General features: G+C 57.2%; 11 protein-coding genes. 8 read left to right on the top strand and 3 right to left on the bottom strand.

Annotated elements, in window-relative coordinates; translation table 11 throughout:
* Positions 1 to 100: 100 nt before the first annotated feature.
* The 5 genes from greB (at position 101) to feoC (ending at position 6,135) form a co-directional block, all read left to right on the top strand.
* Positions 101 to 574: a transcription elongation factor GreB gene (gene greB, locus SK53_RS19130; protein WP_003861614.1), complete on the top strand. Its 474-nt coding sequence runs from the start codon at positions 101 to 103 to the stop codon at positions 572 to 574.
* A gap of 87 nt (positions 575 to 661) precedes the next feature.
* Entirely contained in the window at positions 662 to 2,992 is a 2,331-nt protein-coding gene (locus SK53_RS19135; protein ID WP_023314958.1) for a Tex family protein, read from the top strand.
* A gap of 319 nt (positions 2,993 to 3,311) precedes the next feature.
* The gene (gene feoA / locus SK53_RS19140; RefSeq protein ID WP_003861611.1) at positions 3,312 to 3,539 is read left to right on the top strand and encodes a ferrous iron transporter A; all 228 of its coding nucleotides are present in this window, start codon (positions 3,312 to 3,314) and stop codon (positions 3,537 to 3,539) included.
* A 30-nt stretch (positions 3,540 to 3,569) separates the two neighbouring features.
* The gene (gene feoB / locus SK53_RS19145; RefSeq protein WP_048209892.1) at positions 3,570 to 5,888 is read left to right on the top strand and encodes a Fe(2+) transporter permease subunit FeoB; all 2,319 of its coding nucleotides are present in this window, start codon (positions 3,570 to 3,572) and stop codon (positions 5,886 to 5,888) included.
* A gap of 10 nt (positions 5,889 to 5,898) precedes the next feature.
* Positions 5,899 to 6,135 carry a [Fe-S]-dependent transcriptional repressor FeoC gene (gene feoC / locus SK53_RS19150; protein ID WP_017384148.1) on the top strand — a complete coding sequence of 79 codons (237 nt, stop codon included), beginning with the start codon at positions 5,899 to 5,901 and terminating at the stop codon, positions 6,133 to 6,135.
* Here the strand turns inward: feoC and bioH are convergent.
* The gene (gene bioH, locus SK53_RS19155; protein WP_045894719.1) at positions 6,110 to 6,892 is read right to left on the bottom strand and encodes a pimeloyl-ACP methyl ester esterase BioH; all 783 of its coding nucleotides are present in this window, start codon (positions 6,890 to 6,892) and stop codon (positions 6,110 to 6,112) included. The two genes, feoC and bioH, sit on opposite strands and share 26 nt — an antisense overlap.
* A gap of 36 nt (positions 6,893 to 6,928) precedes the next feature.
* Between bioH and gntX the strand changes: the two genes are divergently transcribed.
* The 3 genes from gntX to gntT all read left to right on the top strand — a co-directional run bounded on the left by gntX (position 6,929) and on the right by gntT (position 9,868).
* A complete protein-coding gene (gene gntX, locus SK53_RS19160) occupies positions 6,929 to 7,609 on the top strand; it encodes a DNA utilization protein GntX (protein WP_032608055.1) in 681 nt (226 codons plus the stop codon).
* 61 nt (positions 7,610 to 7,670) lie between these two features.
* Complete coding sequence (gene nfuA / locus SK53_RS19165) at positions 7,671 to 8,246, top strand: Fe-S biogenesis protein NfuA (RefSeq protein ID WP_003861601.1); 576 nt, start codon at positions 7,671 to 7,673, stop codon at positions 8,244 to 8,246.
* 305 nt (positions 8,247 to 8,551) lie between these two features.
* The gene (gene gntT, locus SK53_RS19170) at positions 8,552 to 9,868 is read left to right on the top strand and encodes a gluconate transporter (protein WP_003861600.1); all 1,317 of its coding nucleotides are present in this window, start codon (positions 8,552 to 8,554) and stop codon (positions 9,866 to 9,868) included.
* Positions 9,869 to 9,953: 85 nt separating this feature from the next.
* Here gntT and malQ read toward each other — a convergent pair whose 3' ends face one another.
* Entirely contained in the window at positions 9,954 to 12,035 is a 2,082-nt protein-coding gene (gene malQ / locus SK53_RS19175) for a 4-alpha-glucanotransferase (RefSeq protein WP_045343566.1), read from the bottom strand.
* Positions 12,036 to 12,044: 9 nt separating this feature from the next.
* Positions 12,045 to 14,438, bottom strand: a complete 2,394-nt coding sequence (gene malP, locus SK53_RS19180) for a maltodextrin phosphorylase (protein ID WP_045330047.1) — start codon at positions 14,436 to 14,438, stop codon at positions 12,045 to 12,047.
* Between the last annotated feature and the right edge of the window lie 363 nt (positions 14,439 to 14,801).

Here is a 14,801-nt window from a genome sequence, read left to right on the forward strand (position 1 = left end):
TCTGTTCATTTCATCACATAAATCATTATTAATCTTGTCTGTTACACTGTGCGCTACGTATTGTGCGCAAAGACAGTTAACCGGCATTAAAGGCTGCACCATGAAAACGCCTCTGATCACCCGCGAAGGGTACGAGAAACTCAAAAAAGAGATGGATTACCTGTGGCGCGAAGAGCGTCCGGAAGTGACCAAAAAAGTCACCTGGGCCGCAAGCCTGGGCGACCGCAGCGAGAATGCGGACTATCAGTACAATAAAAAGCGACTGCGCGAAATCGATCGCCGGGTACGCTACCTGACGAAGTGTCTCGAGAATCTCAAAATTGTCGATTACTCCCCGCAGCAGGAAGGTAAAGTGTTCTTCGGCGCGTGGGTCGAAATTGAAAACGACAACGGCGATACCCTGCGTTTTCGTATCGTCGGCTATGATGAAATTTTCGGTCGTAAGGATTACATTTCTATCGATTCACCCATGGCCCGCGCCCTGCTGAAAAAAGAGGTGGGCGATTTAGCCGTTGTCCAGACGCCCGCAGGTGAAGCAAGCTGGTACGTCAACGAAATCGTGTATGTTAAATAGTCCGAGAGCGCCCTCCCCGGCTGGCATTTTTTGGTGTCAGCCCGTATAACTATCCCCCTGATTTTCGATCCACAAGATGAACTGACCATGATGAAAGAGTCGCTCTGCCGCATTATTGCGGGTGAACTTCAGGCCAGAGCCGAACAGGTAGAAGCTGCCGTTCGCCTGCTTGATGAAGGGAACACCGTGCCGTTTATTGCACGTTATCGTAAGGAAGTCACCGGCGGTCTGGATGACACGCAGCTGCGAAACCTGGAGACCCGTCTGGGCTATCTGCGCGAGCTGGAAGACCGACGTCAGGCGATCCTCAAATCTATCGGCGAGCAGGGCAAGCTGACCAGTGACCTGGAAAAAGCCATTAACGGTACCCTGAGTAAAACCGAACTCGAAGACCTCTATCTGCCGTACAAACCGAAGCGCCGCACGCGCGGGCAGATTGCGATCGAAGCCGGCCTTGAGCCACTGGCCGATCTTCTGTGGAACGAGCCGTCTCACGATCCGGAAACCGAAGCCGCCAAGTTTATCGACGCCGATAAAGGCGTAGCAGACACCAAAGCCGCGCTGGACGGTGCTCGCTATATTCTGATGGAGCGCTTCGCCGAAGACGCGGCGCTGCTGGCCAAAGTGCGTGATTACCTGTGGAAGAACGCGCATATCGTCTCCACCGTGGTGTCCGGCAAAGAGGAAGAAGGCGCGAAATTCCGCGACTATTTCGATCACCACGAACCCATTTCTACCGCGCCGTCTCACCGCGCGCTGGCGATGTTCCGCGGCCGTAACGAAGGCGTGCTGCAACTCTCCCTGAATGCCGATCCGCAGTTTGACGAGCCGCCAAAAGAGAGCCACTGCGAGCAGATCATTATGGATCACCTCGGTCTGCGCCTGAACAACGCCCCGGCGGACAGCTGGCGCAAAGGCGTGGTGAGCTGGACCTGGCGCATCAAGGTGCTGATGCACCTCGAAACCGAGCTGATGGGCACCGTGCGCGAGCGCGCCGAAGACGAAGCGATCAACGTCTTCGCCCGTAACCTGCACGACCTGCTGATGGCTGCGCCAGCTGGCCTGCGCGCCACCATGGGTCTCGATCCGGGTCTGCGTACCGGCGTGAAGGTGGCCGTGGTTGACGGCACCGGCAAGCTCGTTGCCACCGACACCATTTACCCGCACACCGGTCAGGCAGCGAAAGCGGCTGTCGTCGTCGCCGCGCTGTGCGAGAAGTACAACGTTGAGCTGGTTGCCATCGGTAACGGTACGGCGTCCCGCGAAACCGAACGTTTCTATCTCGACGTGCAGAAGCAGTTCCCGAAAGTGACGGCGCAGAAAGTGATCGTCAGCGAAGCGGGGGCATCAGTCTACTCCGCCTCTGAACTGGCAGCGCAGGAGTTCCCGGATCTGGACGTTTCCCTGCGCGGCGCGGTCTCTATCGCCCGTCGTTTGCAGGATCCGCTGGCGGAGCTGGTGAAGATCGACCCGAAATCCATCGGTGTGGGCCAGTATCAGCACGACGTGAGCCAGACGCAGCTGGCGCGCAAGCTGGATGCGGTAGTGGAAGACTGTGTTAACGCCGTCGGCGTGGACCTGAACACCGCTTCCGTTCCCCTGCTGACCCGCGTGGCGGGCCTGACCCGTATGATGGCACAGAATATCGTCGCCTGGCGTGATGAGAACGGTCAGTTCCAGAACCGCCAGCAGCTGCTGAAGGTGAGCCGTCTGGGGCCGAAAGCATTTGAGCAGTGCGCGGGCTTCCTGCGCATCAACCACGGCGATAACCCGCTGGATGCCTCTACCGTTCACCCGGAAGCGTACCCTGTTGTTGAGCGCATCCTGGCCGCGACTCAGCAGGCGCTTAAAGACCTGATGGGCGACAGCAGCGCGCTGCGTAACCTGAAAGCGGTGGATTTCACCGACGAACAGTTCGGTGTGCCGACGGTCACTGACATCATCAAAGAGCTGGAAAAACCGGGCCGCGATCCGCGTCCTGAGTTTAAAACCGCGACCTTTGCTGACGGCGTGGAAACCATGAACGACCTGCTGCCGGGCATGGTGCTGGAGGGGGCGGTAACCAACGTCACCAACTTTGGCGCGTTTGTGGATATCGGCGTGCATCAGGACGGTCTGGTGCATATCTCTTCCCTCGCAGACAAGTTCGTTGAAGATCCGCACACCGTGGTCAAAGCGGGCGACATCGTGAAGGTGAAAGTGCTGGAAGTGGATCTCCAGCGCAAGCGTATTGCCCTGACCATGCGTCTGGACGAGCAGCCGGGCGACACTAACGCGCGCCGTGGCGGTAATGGCGGTGGCCGTGAACAGCAGCGTCCGGCAGCGAAAGCCGCGAAGCCACGCGGACGTGACGCACAGCCAGCAGGCAACAGCGCGATGATGGATGCGCTGGCAGCGGCGATGGGTAAGAAACGCTAATACTGTAAATGCCCGGTGGCGCGACGCTTACCGGGCCTACGGTTTTGTAGGCCGGGCAAACGCAGTGCCGCCCGCCAAGCAGGCCGCAGGGAATTAAAATAAATAAGTTGTATCCATATTTAAACCACGAATTATCACCTCATTAACAAATAGCCTTCTTTTTATTTTCACCTCAATTTCGCAAATATTGAGCAAGGTCAAGCAGACCGCAAATTAATACGATTAACAACATCCCGTCACATTTTTATTATTGCTGATAAAAACTATTCTCATTATCATCGCAGTGTAGATTATTTAACCTCTCGTGGAATCAGGCGCTATGCAATTCACTCCAGACAGTGCGTGGAAAATTATCGGTTTTACCCGTGAGATAAGCCCGGCCTATCGGCAGAAGCTGCTGTCCCTGGGCATGCTACCCGGCTCATCGTTCCAGGTGGTGCGCGTTGCGCCGTTGGGCGATCCTGTTCATATCGAAACCCGACGCGTTAATCTGGTTCTGCGTAAAAAAGACCTCGCATTAATTGAAGTTGAATCTTTATCCCGTTAACAAGCCAGCGGTTTCAGTGAGTCTATTACAATGAAAAAATTAACTATTGGCTTAATTGGCAATCCTAATTCCGGCAAGACAACCTTATTTAATCAGTTAACCGGCGCACGCCAGCGTGTGGGAAATTGGGCAGGCGTAACGGTTGAACGCAAAGAGGGCCAGTTCACCACGACAGATAATCAGGTCACGCTGGTTGATTTACCCGGGACCTATTCACTCACCACGATTTCATCCCAGACCTCACTCGATGAGCAAATTGCCTGCCACTATATTCTGAGCGGCGACGCGGATCTGCTCATCAATGTGGTGGATGCCTCCAATCTCGAACGAAATCTGTATCTCACGTTACAGCTGCTGGAGCTGGGTATTCCCTGCATCGTGGCGCTTAACATGCTCGACATCGCCGAGAAGCAAAAGCTGCGCATCGACGTCGATGCCCTCTCCGCACGCCTGGGCTGCCCGGTGGTTCCGCTGGTTTCTACCCGCGCACGCGGCATTGACGCCCTGAAGCTGGCGATTGACCGCCACACGGGCAATGCCGACGTCGAACTGGTGCACTACGCCCAACCCCTGCTGCGCGAAGCCGGGCAACTGGCGCAGGAGATGGACAACAGCATGCCCGCCAGACAACGTCTGTGGCTTGGCCTGCAAATGCTGGAAGGCGATATCTACAGCTGCGCCTACGCAGGCGATGCGGCGGATAAGCTGGGCGTCGCGCAGGCTCGCCTGAGCGACGAGCTGGACGATCCCGCTCTGCATATTGCGGATGCGCGCTATCAGGCCATCGCCGCTATCTGTGACGTGGTCAGCAATGCATTAACCGCTGAACCCAGCCGCTTCACCGCCGCCGTGGATAAGATTGTGCTCAACCGCTTCCTTGGTTTGCCGATCTTTTTACTGGTGATGTACGTGATGTTCCTGCTCGCCATTAACATCGGCGGTGCATTACAACCTATCTTTGATGGCGGCTCTGTCGCTATCTTCGTACACGGTATTCAGTGGCTGGGCTACACCCTCCACTTCCCGGAATGGTTGACCATCTTCCTTGCGCAGGGGATCGGCGGCGGGATTAATACCGTCCTGCCACTAGTACCGCAGATCGGCATGATGTACCTGTTCCTCTCCTTCCTTGAGGATTCCGGCTACATGGCGCGCGCGGCCTTCGTAATGGACCGCCTGATGCAGGCGCTGGGGCTGCCGGGCAAATCGTTCGTGCCGCTGATTGTCGGCTTCGGCTGTAACGTGCCGTCCGTGATGGGCGCGCGTACGCTGGATGCCCCGCGCGAACGCCTGATGACCATCATGATGGCGCCGTTCATGTCCTGCGGCGCGCGTCTGGCGATCTTCGCGGTCTTTGCCGCGGCGTTCTTTGGTCAGGAAGGGGCGCTGGCCGTCTTCTCCCTGTATGTGCTGGGTATCGTGATGGCTATTCTCACCGGCCTGATGCTGAAGCACACCATCATGCGTGGCGAAGCGTCGCCGTTCGTGATGGAACTGCCGGTTTATCACGTTCCGCATCTGAAAAGCCTGATTATTCAGACATGGCAGCGCCTGAAGGGCTTCGTTCTGCGCGCCGGTAAGGTGATTGTGGTGGTCAGCATTTTCCTGAGCGCCCTGAACAGCTTCACCCTGAGCGGCCAGGCCGCGGACAACATTAATGACTCTGCCCTGGCCTCCGTCAGCCGGATCATTACGCCGGTCTTCAAACCGATTGGCGTTCAGGAAGACAACTGGCAGGCAACCGTGGGCCTGTTCACCGGCGCGATGGCAAAAGAGGTAGTTGTCGGCACCCTGAACACGCTTTACACCGCGGAAAACATCCAGGAAGAGGAGTTTAATCCGGCAGCGTTCAACCTCGGCGATGAACTGCTTGGCGCGGTGGAAGAGACCTGGCAGAGCCTCAAAGACACCTTCAGCCTGAGCGTACTGGCGAACCCGATTGAAGCCAGCAAAGGCGACGGCGAAATGGCGACCGGAGCAATGGGCGTGATGGGCCAGAAATTTGGCAGCGCGTCGGCGGCCTACAGCTACCTGATCTTCGTCCTGCTCTATATTCCATGCATCTCGGTCATGGGCGCCATTGCCCGTGAGTCCAGCCGCGGCTGGATGGGCTTCTCCATTCTGTGGGGGCTGAACATTGCCTACTCGCTGGCGACCGTGTTTTATCAGGCCGTCAATTACAGCCAGCATCCGCGCTACAGCCTGGTCTGTATCCTCGCGGTGATCCTGTTTAACGTAATGGTGATTGGCCTGCTGCGCCGGGCGCGTAGCCGCGTTGACGTTAACCTGCTGGCAACGCGCAAAACCCCAACGACCTGCTGTAACAGCCCAGCAGGCGACTGTCACTGAGGGGAAAAAGATGGCATCGTTGATTCAGGTTCGTGACTTACTGGCGTTACAGGGACGAATGGAGGCGAAGCAGCTCAGCCTCAGCCTGCATACGCCGCAGCCGATGATCGATGCCATGCTGGAAAGGCTGGAGGCGATGGGGAAAGCCGTGCGCATTCAGGAAGAGCCGGACGGTTGTCTGTCCGGCAGTTGTAAGAGTTGTCCTGAAGGCAAAGCCTGTCTCAGGGAGTGGTGGACGCTTCGCTGATAAAACCGGACAGCGCCGAACAAAACTCAGCAGGATGAGAGATGAACGGCGCATGTGCCGCTTTGGCAACCACCATTGATTTACTCTCCGGCCACAGCGCATCCAGCAGCGGAACCACCTTGCGCGGAACCAGTCCATCCAGATAGCCATAAATACGCAGATGCGGCACCGTTAACGACGCCAGCGGCTCGCGCAGATCGGCCGTTTTCAGGATCTCCAGTCCACCGTTCAGCACCTCAACCTCCGGCATCGGCAGAGAAAGCACCGTCTGCTTCAACGTCCGTGCGTCCTGACGGGCGGTTTCTGTTCCCATGGTTTGTAGCGCCAGAAAACGCTCCACCGTCCGCTGGAAGTCTTCGCTCAGCTGATGCTGGAACCCGGCCAGCACCTCGGGTTTAATGCCCGGCCACGCCTCGCGGGCGCTGAAACAGGGTGATGAGGCAACGGTGATCAGCGCCTGGACCCGCTCAGGATGGCGCAGCGCAATCTGGCTTACCACCAGCCCGCCCAGGCTCCAGCCGAGCCAGACGGCTTTTTGCGGCGCCGCTTCCAGAACCTGCTCCGCCATGTCGTCGAGCGTCATCGCGCCGTAGCCGCGGCTGCGGCCATAGCCCGGTAGATCTACCAGGTGTACCGTGAATTGCGAGGCCAGTTCCTCACTTATGCAACGCCACACTTCGGCGTTCAGTCCCCATCCGTGCAGCAGCACAAGATGACAATTTCCCGTCCCAACGGTCTGCCACCACAGCGTCTTCATCAGTTAACGTTCTCTTTTTTCACATGGAGGTTGCGTATGCTAACAGTGCCCGGCTTGTGCTGGCTATGCCGAATGCCACTTGCCTTGAGCGCGTGGGGCGTCTGTTCCGTTTGCACGCGAGCGCTGGGTTACCTGAAGGGCTGTCCGCAATGCGGCTTGCCTGCCGTCAGCCAGACGCTTCCCTGCGGCCGATGCCTGAAAAAAGCGCCGCCGTGGAGCGCGCTGGTGGCGGTGGATGATTATGTATTGCCGCTGAGTCGTCTGGTTCATCAGTTCAAATTTTCCAGCCAGATCGCGCTGGCGCAGCCGCTGGCACGCCTGTTATTACTGGCGGTATTGCAGGCGCGAAGAACGCGAGGACTGCCGCCGGTCGACACGCTTGTGAACGTGCCACTGTTTCAGCGCCGCCACTGGCGGCGGGGATACAATCAAAGCGACCTGCTGTGTCGTCCGCTCGCCCACTGGCTGGGTTGCCGGTACCCAGCCTCTGCGCTGAAACGTACTCATGCCACTGCCGTTCAGCACCGGCTCAACGCCCGGTCGCGCAAAAGGAACCTGAAAAACGCCTTTCGCCTTGAATTGCCGGTCAACGGCCTCCATATCGCGATTGTGGATGATGTCGTCACCACGGGCAGTACCGTGGCTGAACTTTCCCGACTGCTTTTGCAAAGCGGCGCCGCGTCAGTTCAGGTATGGTGTCTGTGCCGTACCTTGTAGCCCTTCTTCAATGGGCGTATGATTATACCCAGGTAATTTAGTCAACTATTAGGCCAAAGCTATGATCCGTATTTCCGATTCTGCACAAGCGCACTTTGCCAAACTGCTGGCAAATCAGGAAGAAGGGACGCAGATCCGCGTGTTTGTGATCAATCCAGGCACTCCGAATGCAGAATGTGGTGTCTCTTATTGTCCTCCGGATGCCGTGGAAGCAACTGACACTGCCCTTAAATTTGAACAGCTCACCGCGTACGTTGATGAGCTGAGCGCGCCGTATCTTGAAGATGCGGAGATTGATTTCGTCACCGACCAGCTGGGTTCTCAGCTGACGCTGAAGGCGCCGAACGCGAAAATGCGTAAAGTCTCTGACGATGCCCCGCTGATGGAGCGTGTGGAATATCTGCTGCAATCGCAGATCAACCCGCAGCTGGCCGGCCACGGGGGACGTGTTTCCCTGATGGAAATCACCGAAGATGGTCTGGCGATCCTGCAATTCGGCGGCGGCTGTAACGGCTGCTCCATGGTCGATGTCACCCTGAAAGAAGGGATCGAGAAGCAGCTGTTGAACGAATTCCCGGAACTGAAAGGCGTGCGCGATCTGACTGAGCACCAGCGCGGCGAGCACTCCTACTACTGATTCAGTGCCCGTCTGTATTGCCCGGTGGCGCTGCGCTTACCGGGCCTATATTTTCTTGCCTCCCCCTCTATATGTTGACCTGCGTCTCATAATTCAAATTTTGCCTCCCTGGGTGATTCTCAATCACGTCATGTTACCCGTATCATTCTCGTGGGCACTCAACACCCTTATAACAGCCGACTAAACTTAACGTTTTCGCAGGCATCAGTATGAGTGCCGTTAACACTCTGTTCCCAGTTGGGACAACCGGAATTTGTCGTTGAAACAATGACGTTACCCATAACAATTCAAAGGCCAGGTCAATCATGCCATTAGTCATCGTCGCTATCGGTGTTGTGTTATTACTGCTCTTGATGATCCGCTTCAAAATGAACGGATTTATCGCTCTGGTTCTGGTGGCACTTGCAGTCGGTCTGATGCAGGGAATGCCGCTGGTTAAAGTTATCAGCTCCATTAAAGCCGGTGTCGGCGGTACGCTCGGCAGCCTGGCGCTAATCATGGGCTTCGGCGCCATGCTCGGTAAAATGCTCGCGGACTGCGGTGGCGCGCAGCGTATTGCCACTACCCTTATCGATAAATTTGGCAAGCAGCACATCCAGTGGGCGGTGGTGTTAACCGGTTTTACCGTCGGTTTCGCACTGTTCTATGAAGTGGGCTTCGTCCTGATGCTGCCGCTGGTGTTCACCATCGCCGCTGCCGCCAACATCCCGCTGCTGTTCGTGGGCGTGCCGATGGCTGCGGCGCTGTCCGTCACCCACGGTTTCCTGCCGCCGCACCCGGGTCCAACGGCTATCGCCACCATCTTCCACGCCGATATGGGTAAAACCCTGCTGTTCGGTACGATTCTGGCGATCCCGACGGTGATTCTGGCAGGCCCGGTGTATGCGCGCTTCCTGAAAGGCATCGATAAGCCTATCCCGGAAGGGCTGTACAGCGCCAAAACCTTTACTGAAGAAGAGATGCCAGGCTTTGGCGTCAGCGTCTGGACCTCACTGGTACCGGTGATCCTGATGGCGATGCGTGCCATAGCAGAGATGGTTCTGCCAAAAGGTCACGCGTTCCTGTCCGTTGCGGAGTTCCTGGGCGACCCGGTAATGGCAACGCTGATTGCGGTATTGATTGCGATGTTTACCTTCGGTCTTAACCGCGGTCGCTCCATGGATCAGATCAACGATACGCTGACCTCTTCCATCAAAATCATCGCCATGATGCTGCTGATCATCGGCGGCGGCGGCGCGTTCAAGCAGGTGCTGGTCGACAGCGGCGTGGATAAATACATCGCTGCCATGATGCACGAAACCAACGTCTCTCCGCTGCTGATGGCGTGGTCTATCGCCGCCGTTCTGCGTATTGCGCTGGGCTCTGCGACCGTTGCGGCGATTACCGCAGGCGGCATCGTGGCACCGCTGATTGCCACGACGGGCGTCAGCCCTGAACTGATGGTTATCGCGGTCGGTTCGGGCAGCGTGATTTTCTCCCACGTGAACGATCCGGGCTTCTGGCTGTTCAAGGAGTACTTCAACCTGACCATCGGTGAAACCATCAAGTCCTGGTCCGCGCTGGAAACCATTATTTCGGTGTGCGGTCTGGTCGGGGTGCTGCTGTTGAATATGGTGGTTTGATGTAAAAAGCCGGGTAGCGCTGACGCTTACCCGGCCTACATTCTATTCCCTCTCCCTCTGGGAGAGGGTTAGGGTGAGGGTGAAACTACCGCTTATTACCCACCGCTCTTCTGCGCTTGTCCAAATCCTTAATCAACCTGTTCACCCCGTCATCGGCGAACATCGCTTCAAGCGTTGTGGACAGTTTGCGTCGCCAGTTTTTGTATTGATAGCTGGTGCCGGGGATGTTTACCGGCTCCGCCATATCAATCCAGTCTTCCGGTTGCAGACCGAGCAATGCGCTGTTGCTGTCGGCAATATAGCGCTGTAAGCCACGATTAAGCGTTGGCGTCATCGACATCAGCGACGCCTTATGCCCGGCGCGCTTCGGCAGACAACCATGTTTATGCAGCGCGTCCAGCAGCCCCTGCTTCGCCAGCTCGCGATCCTGATATAGCCCGCGCAGAACCTCTTCATTCGGGTAGAGACCTAACGTTTTGCCGAGCGTCAGGTCGCCGCTTTCCCAGTAGCCTCTGAGCGTAGGAAGATCATGCGTCGTCGCGACTGCCATTGACTGTTCAGGGTACGCTTTCGGCGCGCGGAAGGTTTTCTCATGGTCGTTTTCAAAATACAGCACTTTGTAGGAGTAGACGCCGCTGTCGCGGAGCTTACTGACAATTTCCACCGGCACGGTTCCGAGATCTTCGCCAATCACCATGCACTGATGACGTTTACTCTCCAGCGCGAGGATTGAGAGCAAATCGTCCACCGGATATTGCACGTACGCCCCGTGGTCAGCCGTTTCACCGTACGGGATCCACCACAGGCGCAGCACGGACATCACGTGGTCGATACGCAACGCGCCGCAGTTCTGCATGTTAGCGCGCAGCAGGTCGATAAACGGCTCGTAGGCACGCGCCGCCATCACGTGCGGATCCATTGGCGGTAAGCCCCAGTTCTGACCAAGCGGGCCCAGAATATCCGGCGGCGCACCGACGGAGGCTTTCAGACAGTAAAGTTCACGGTCACACCAGGTCTCCGCCCCACCTTCCGCCACGCCGACGGCCAGATCGCGATACAGACCGATCGGCATGTTATAGCCCTGGCTCACCTGCCAGCAGGCGGCAAACTGGCTGTACGCCAGCCACTGCAACCAGAGATAGAAATCCACCTCGTCGGCATGCGTCTCACAGAACGCCTTCACTTCCGGGGTATCTACGGACTGATAGGCTTCCGGCCACACCGGCCAGCCCCAGCGCATCTCATCCTCCTGGACCTGATACGCATGCAACGCATCAAACGCCGCCTGCCAGTAAAGGCTCTCGCCTTCCTGCATCACAAACTGGCGGAAGGCTGCCATCTGCTCGTCGTCACGCTTCGCAAAGCCCTTCCATGCCAGACGCAGAGCCGCCATTTTCAGCGCGGTCACGGAGGCATAATCGACCCAGTCCGCATCGCGGGCCTGTTTCAGCATCTGTTGGGTGGTCTCAAGCTTCCACCACGCCTGCGCCTCTTTGCTGTTTTTGAAATCGTCTAACGCGTTAACGTCGATATAAATCACGTTCAGCCAGCGGCGGGACGACGGGCTGTACGGGCTGGCGCTTTCCGGGTTGGCCGGATAGAGGGCGTGGATCGGGTTGAGGCCGATGAACGCGCCGCCGCGCTCGCCCACGGATGCCAGCATCTTTTTCAGGTCGCCAAAATCGCCAATGCCCCAGTTACTGTCCGAACGCAGGGTATAGAGCTGCACGCAGGCGCCCCACAGCTTTTTGCCTTCAAGCAGCGCCTGCGGCTCATAGCAACGCTTTGGCGCCACGATCACCCGACAGTGAAAACGCTGGTCGTCCCGGGTAAGCGTAAGCGTGTGGTAGCCCTCCGGCAGCTTCGCCGGAAGGTTAAGGGTTTTGCCGCCGGTGGCATGGCCTTTGTGCTGATGCCCCTCTTCGGTGGTGAGCAGCCAGCTGAACTCGCCACGCCCTTCCACCGCCAGCGGCATCTTTTTGCCCGCGGTAAAGACCTTCACGTTCGGCACCGGCGCACCCGACGCTTTCGCGTCGGTTTTGTGCATGGCATCCAGCAAACGTCTTTTGGTGTCCGCACCAATAGACTGCGGTTTGCCGTGCGCATTGATGTAACTGAGGCTAATTCCCGCCGCCTGCGCGGCACTGTCCAGACGTTTACTCTCCATCGCGCTTCCTTAGCGTTTTGCCTGCCAGATACGAGCCTGATAATCACGGATTGAGCGGTCAGAGCTGAACATACCGCAGCGCGCGGTGTTCAGGATACACGCGCGGGTCCAGGCATCCTGGTCGCGATACAGCACGTCGACCTGCTTCTGCGCTTCAACATAAGCCGAGAAGTCAGCCATCACCAGGTACGGGTCGCCGCCCTGTTTGTCCATGCTGTGCAGCATCTGGTCAAACGCGTGCTTGTCGCCGTCGCTGTACTTCCCGCTTTCCAGCTCTTTGAGCACCGCATCCAGCACTTTGTCTTTTTTACGCCATTTCACCGGGTCGTACCCTTTGGCTTTGATGGCTTTCACTTCTTCAACAGTATGGCCGAAGATAAAGATGTTCTCTTCGCCGACCTTCTCGGCAATTTCGACGTTCGCACCGTCCAGCGTGCCGACGGTCAGCGCACCGTTCAGGGCCAGCTTCATGTTGCCGGTACCGGACGCTTCTTTACCGGCGGTAGAGATCTGCTCGGAAATATCCGCCGCCGGGATCAGCATTTCAGCCGCAGAAACGCAGTAGTCCGGCAGGAAAACCACCTTCAGCTTATCGCCCACTTTCGGATCGTTGTTGATCGCCGCCGCCACTTTATTAATGGCGAGGATAATGTTTTTCGCCAGGTAGTAGCCCGGCGCCGCTTTCGCACCGAACAGGAACACGCGCGGAACGCGGTCGGCCTGTGGATTCTCGCGGATCTCTTTATACAGCGCCAGAATGTGCAGCAGGTTCAGGTGCTGACGTTTGTACTCGTGCAGACGTTTGATCTGGATATCGAAAATCGCATTTGGGTTGATCTCAATCCCGGTGCGCGCTTTCACGAACGCCGCCAGGCGAACTTTGTTCTCCAGCTTAATCGCGCGGTACTGTTCGCGGAATTTCGCGTCGTCAGCGTATTTTTCCAGGTTGATGAGCTGGTCCAGATCGTTGGCCCACTCTTTCTTCAGGGTCTTGTCCAGCAGGCCAGCCAGCAGCGGGTTGCACTGCTTGATCCAGCGACGCGGCGTAATGCCGTTGGTCACGTTGTGGAATTTGGTCGGCCACAGCTGGTGGTATTCCGGGAACAGATCTTTGACCACCAGATCCGAGTGCAGCGCCGCCACGCCGTTCACCGCAAAGCCGCTTACTACGCACATGTTCGCCATGCGTACCTGCTTATCGTGAACCACCGCCAGCTTCGCCCAGACGGCTTTGTCACCCGGCCAGGTTTTCTCCACCAGCGTTTTGAACTGGTCGTTAATCTTATTGATGATCTGCATATGGCGCGGCAGCAGCGTTTTCACCAGCTTCTCATCCCAGCACTCCAGCGCTTCCGGCATCAGGGTGTGGTTGGTGTAGGCGAAGGTGCGGCTGGTGATGGCCCAGGCGTCGTCCCAGCTCAGCTGATGCTCGTCGATCAGCACGCGCAGCAGTTCCGGGATGGCAATGGTCGGATGCGTGTCGTTAAGCTGAATAACTTCGAAGTCCGGCAGTTGAGCCAGCTTGCGGCCCGCCAGGTGGTGTCGACGCAGAATGTCCGCCACGGAGCAGGCGCACTGGAAGTACTGCTGCATCAGACGCAGCTTTTTACCCGCCAGATGATTATCGTTTGGATAGAGGACTTTGGTCAGCTTCTCGGCGTCGATCCCCTGCTGCTCGGCGCGCAGGAAGTCACCGTCGTTGAATTTGGTCAGGTTAAACGGATGCGCGTGCTTCGCCTGCCACAGACGCAGCGGCTGCGCCACGCCGTTACGGTAGCCGAGTACCGGCAGGTCCCAGGCTTCACCGGTAATGGTGAACGCCGGTTCCCAGAGTCCCTGCTTCGTGACTTTCCCGCCAATCCCGACCTGCACATCCAGCTGCGCGTTGTGGCGGAACCACGGATAGGTATTGCGGTGCCAGTCGTCCGGCGCTTCCATCTGATGGCCGTCGGCAAATGACTGACGGAACAGGCCGTACTGATAGTTCAGGCCATAGCCAATCGCCGACTGGCCCACCGTAGCCATGGAATCCAGGAAGCAGGCTGCCAGACGTCCCAGACCGCCGTTACCCAGCGCCGGGTCAACCTCTTCTTCCAGCAGATCGGTCAGGTTGATGTCGTGTTCTTTCAGCACGTCACCGACCTCCTGATACCAGCCAAGGTTCAGCAGATTGTTACCCGTCAGACGGCCAATCAGGAACTCCATCGAAATGTAGTTGACGTGACGCTGGCCTTTCACAGGCTTCGCCACAGGCTGAGCGTCCAGCTGTTCTGCGAGCGCCCCGCTCACCGCCTGCCACCACTGGTGAGGCGTCATCTCGTTTGCAGCATGAAGGCCAAAACGCTGCCACTGACGCGTCAGGGCAGCCTGAAATTGAGCTTTGTTGAAAGTAGGCTGTGACATAGGGAATCGGCATCCTGTAGAGAGAAAACACATTTGGCGCTAGTGTGCCTGGCTCATTGCGCCTCTTCCTCCTCCTGTCGGGGATTAGGCAGGGAGGAGTAGCGGGGATGAGCATAAAAGTGTGATCGAGGCCACTGTGTAAGTGTGCGCTTCGCGGAAAAAGCGATCCCGGAAGAACGTCAAAGAAATGAAATGCAGTTTCGGAAGAAATTAATCATCGCTGAAATGATTACTTACGTAGAATAATATTTCCGCGCGTCGGGATTATTCAGCACCACTATTAAGCCCATGCAACTTTCCCCAAAGTTAATTAACTTCACCGCCATTATCTCTTTCTGAAACCAGTTTCAGCGCAACCGAGCG

The sequence above is a fragment of the Enterobacter sp. MGH119 genome, from assembly GCF_001037675.1.
Taxonomy (GTDB): domain Bacteria; phylum Pseudomonadota; class Gammaproteobacteria; order Enterobacterales; family Enterobacteriaceae; genus Enterobacter; species Enterobacter hormaechei_C.

Excerpts from the sequence above, each read along its gene's own strand:
- feoB (WP_048209892.1), top strand. The coding sequence starts at position 3,570 with ATGAAAAAATTAACTATTGGCTTAATTGGCAATCCTAATTCCGGCAAG.
- malQ (WP_045343566.1), bottom strand. The coding sequence starts at position 12,035 with ATGGAGAGTAAACGTCTGGACAGTGCCGCGCAGGCGGCGGGAATTAGC.
- nfuA (WP_003861601.1), top strand. The coding sequence starts at position 7,671 with ATGATCCGTATTTCCGATTCTGCACAAGCGCACTTTGCCAAACTGCTG.
- malP (WP_045330047.1), bottom strand. The coding sequence starts at position 14,438 with ATGTCACAGCCTACTTTCAACAAAGCTCAATTTCAGGCTGCCCTGACG.
- bioH (WP_045894719.1), bottom strand. The coding sequence starts at position 6,892 with ATGAAGACGCTGTGGTGGCAGACCGTTGGGACGGGAAATTGTCATCTT.
- SK53_RS19135 (WP_023314958.1), top strand. The coding sequence starts at position 662 with ATGATGAAAGAGTCGCTCTGCCGCATTATTGCGGGTGAACTTCAGGCC.
- gntT (WP_003861600.1), top strand. The coding sequence starts at position 8,552 with ATGCCATTAGTCATCGTCGCTATCGGTGTTGTGTTATTACTGCTCTTG.
- feoC (WP_017384148.1), top strand. The coding sequence starts at position 5,899 with ATGGCATCGTTGATTCAGGTTCGTGACTTACTGGCGTTACAGGGACGA.
- greB (WP_003861614.1), top strand. The coding sequence starts at position 101 with ATGAAAACGCCTCTGATCACCCGCGAAGGGTACGAGAAACTCAAAAAA.
- feoA (WP_003861611.1), top strand. The coding sequence starts at position 3,312 with ATGCAATTCACTCCAGACAGTGCGTGGAAAATTATCGGTTTTACCCGT.
- gntX (WP_032608055.1), top strand. The coding sequence starts at position 6,929 with ATGCTAACAGTGCCCGGCTTGTGCTGGCTATGCCGAATGCCACTTGCC.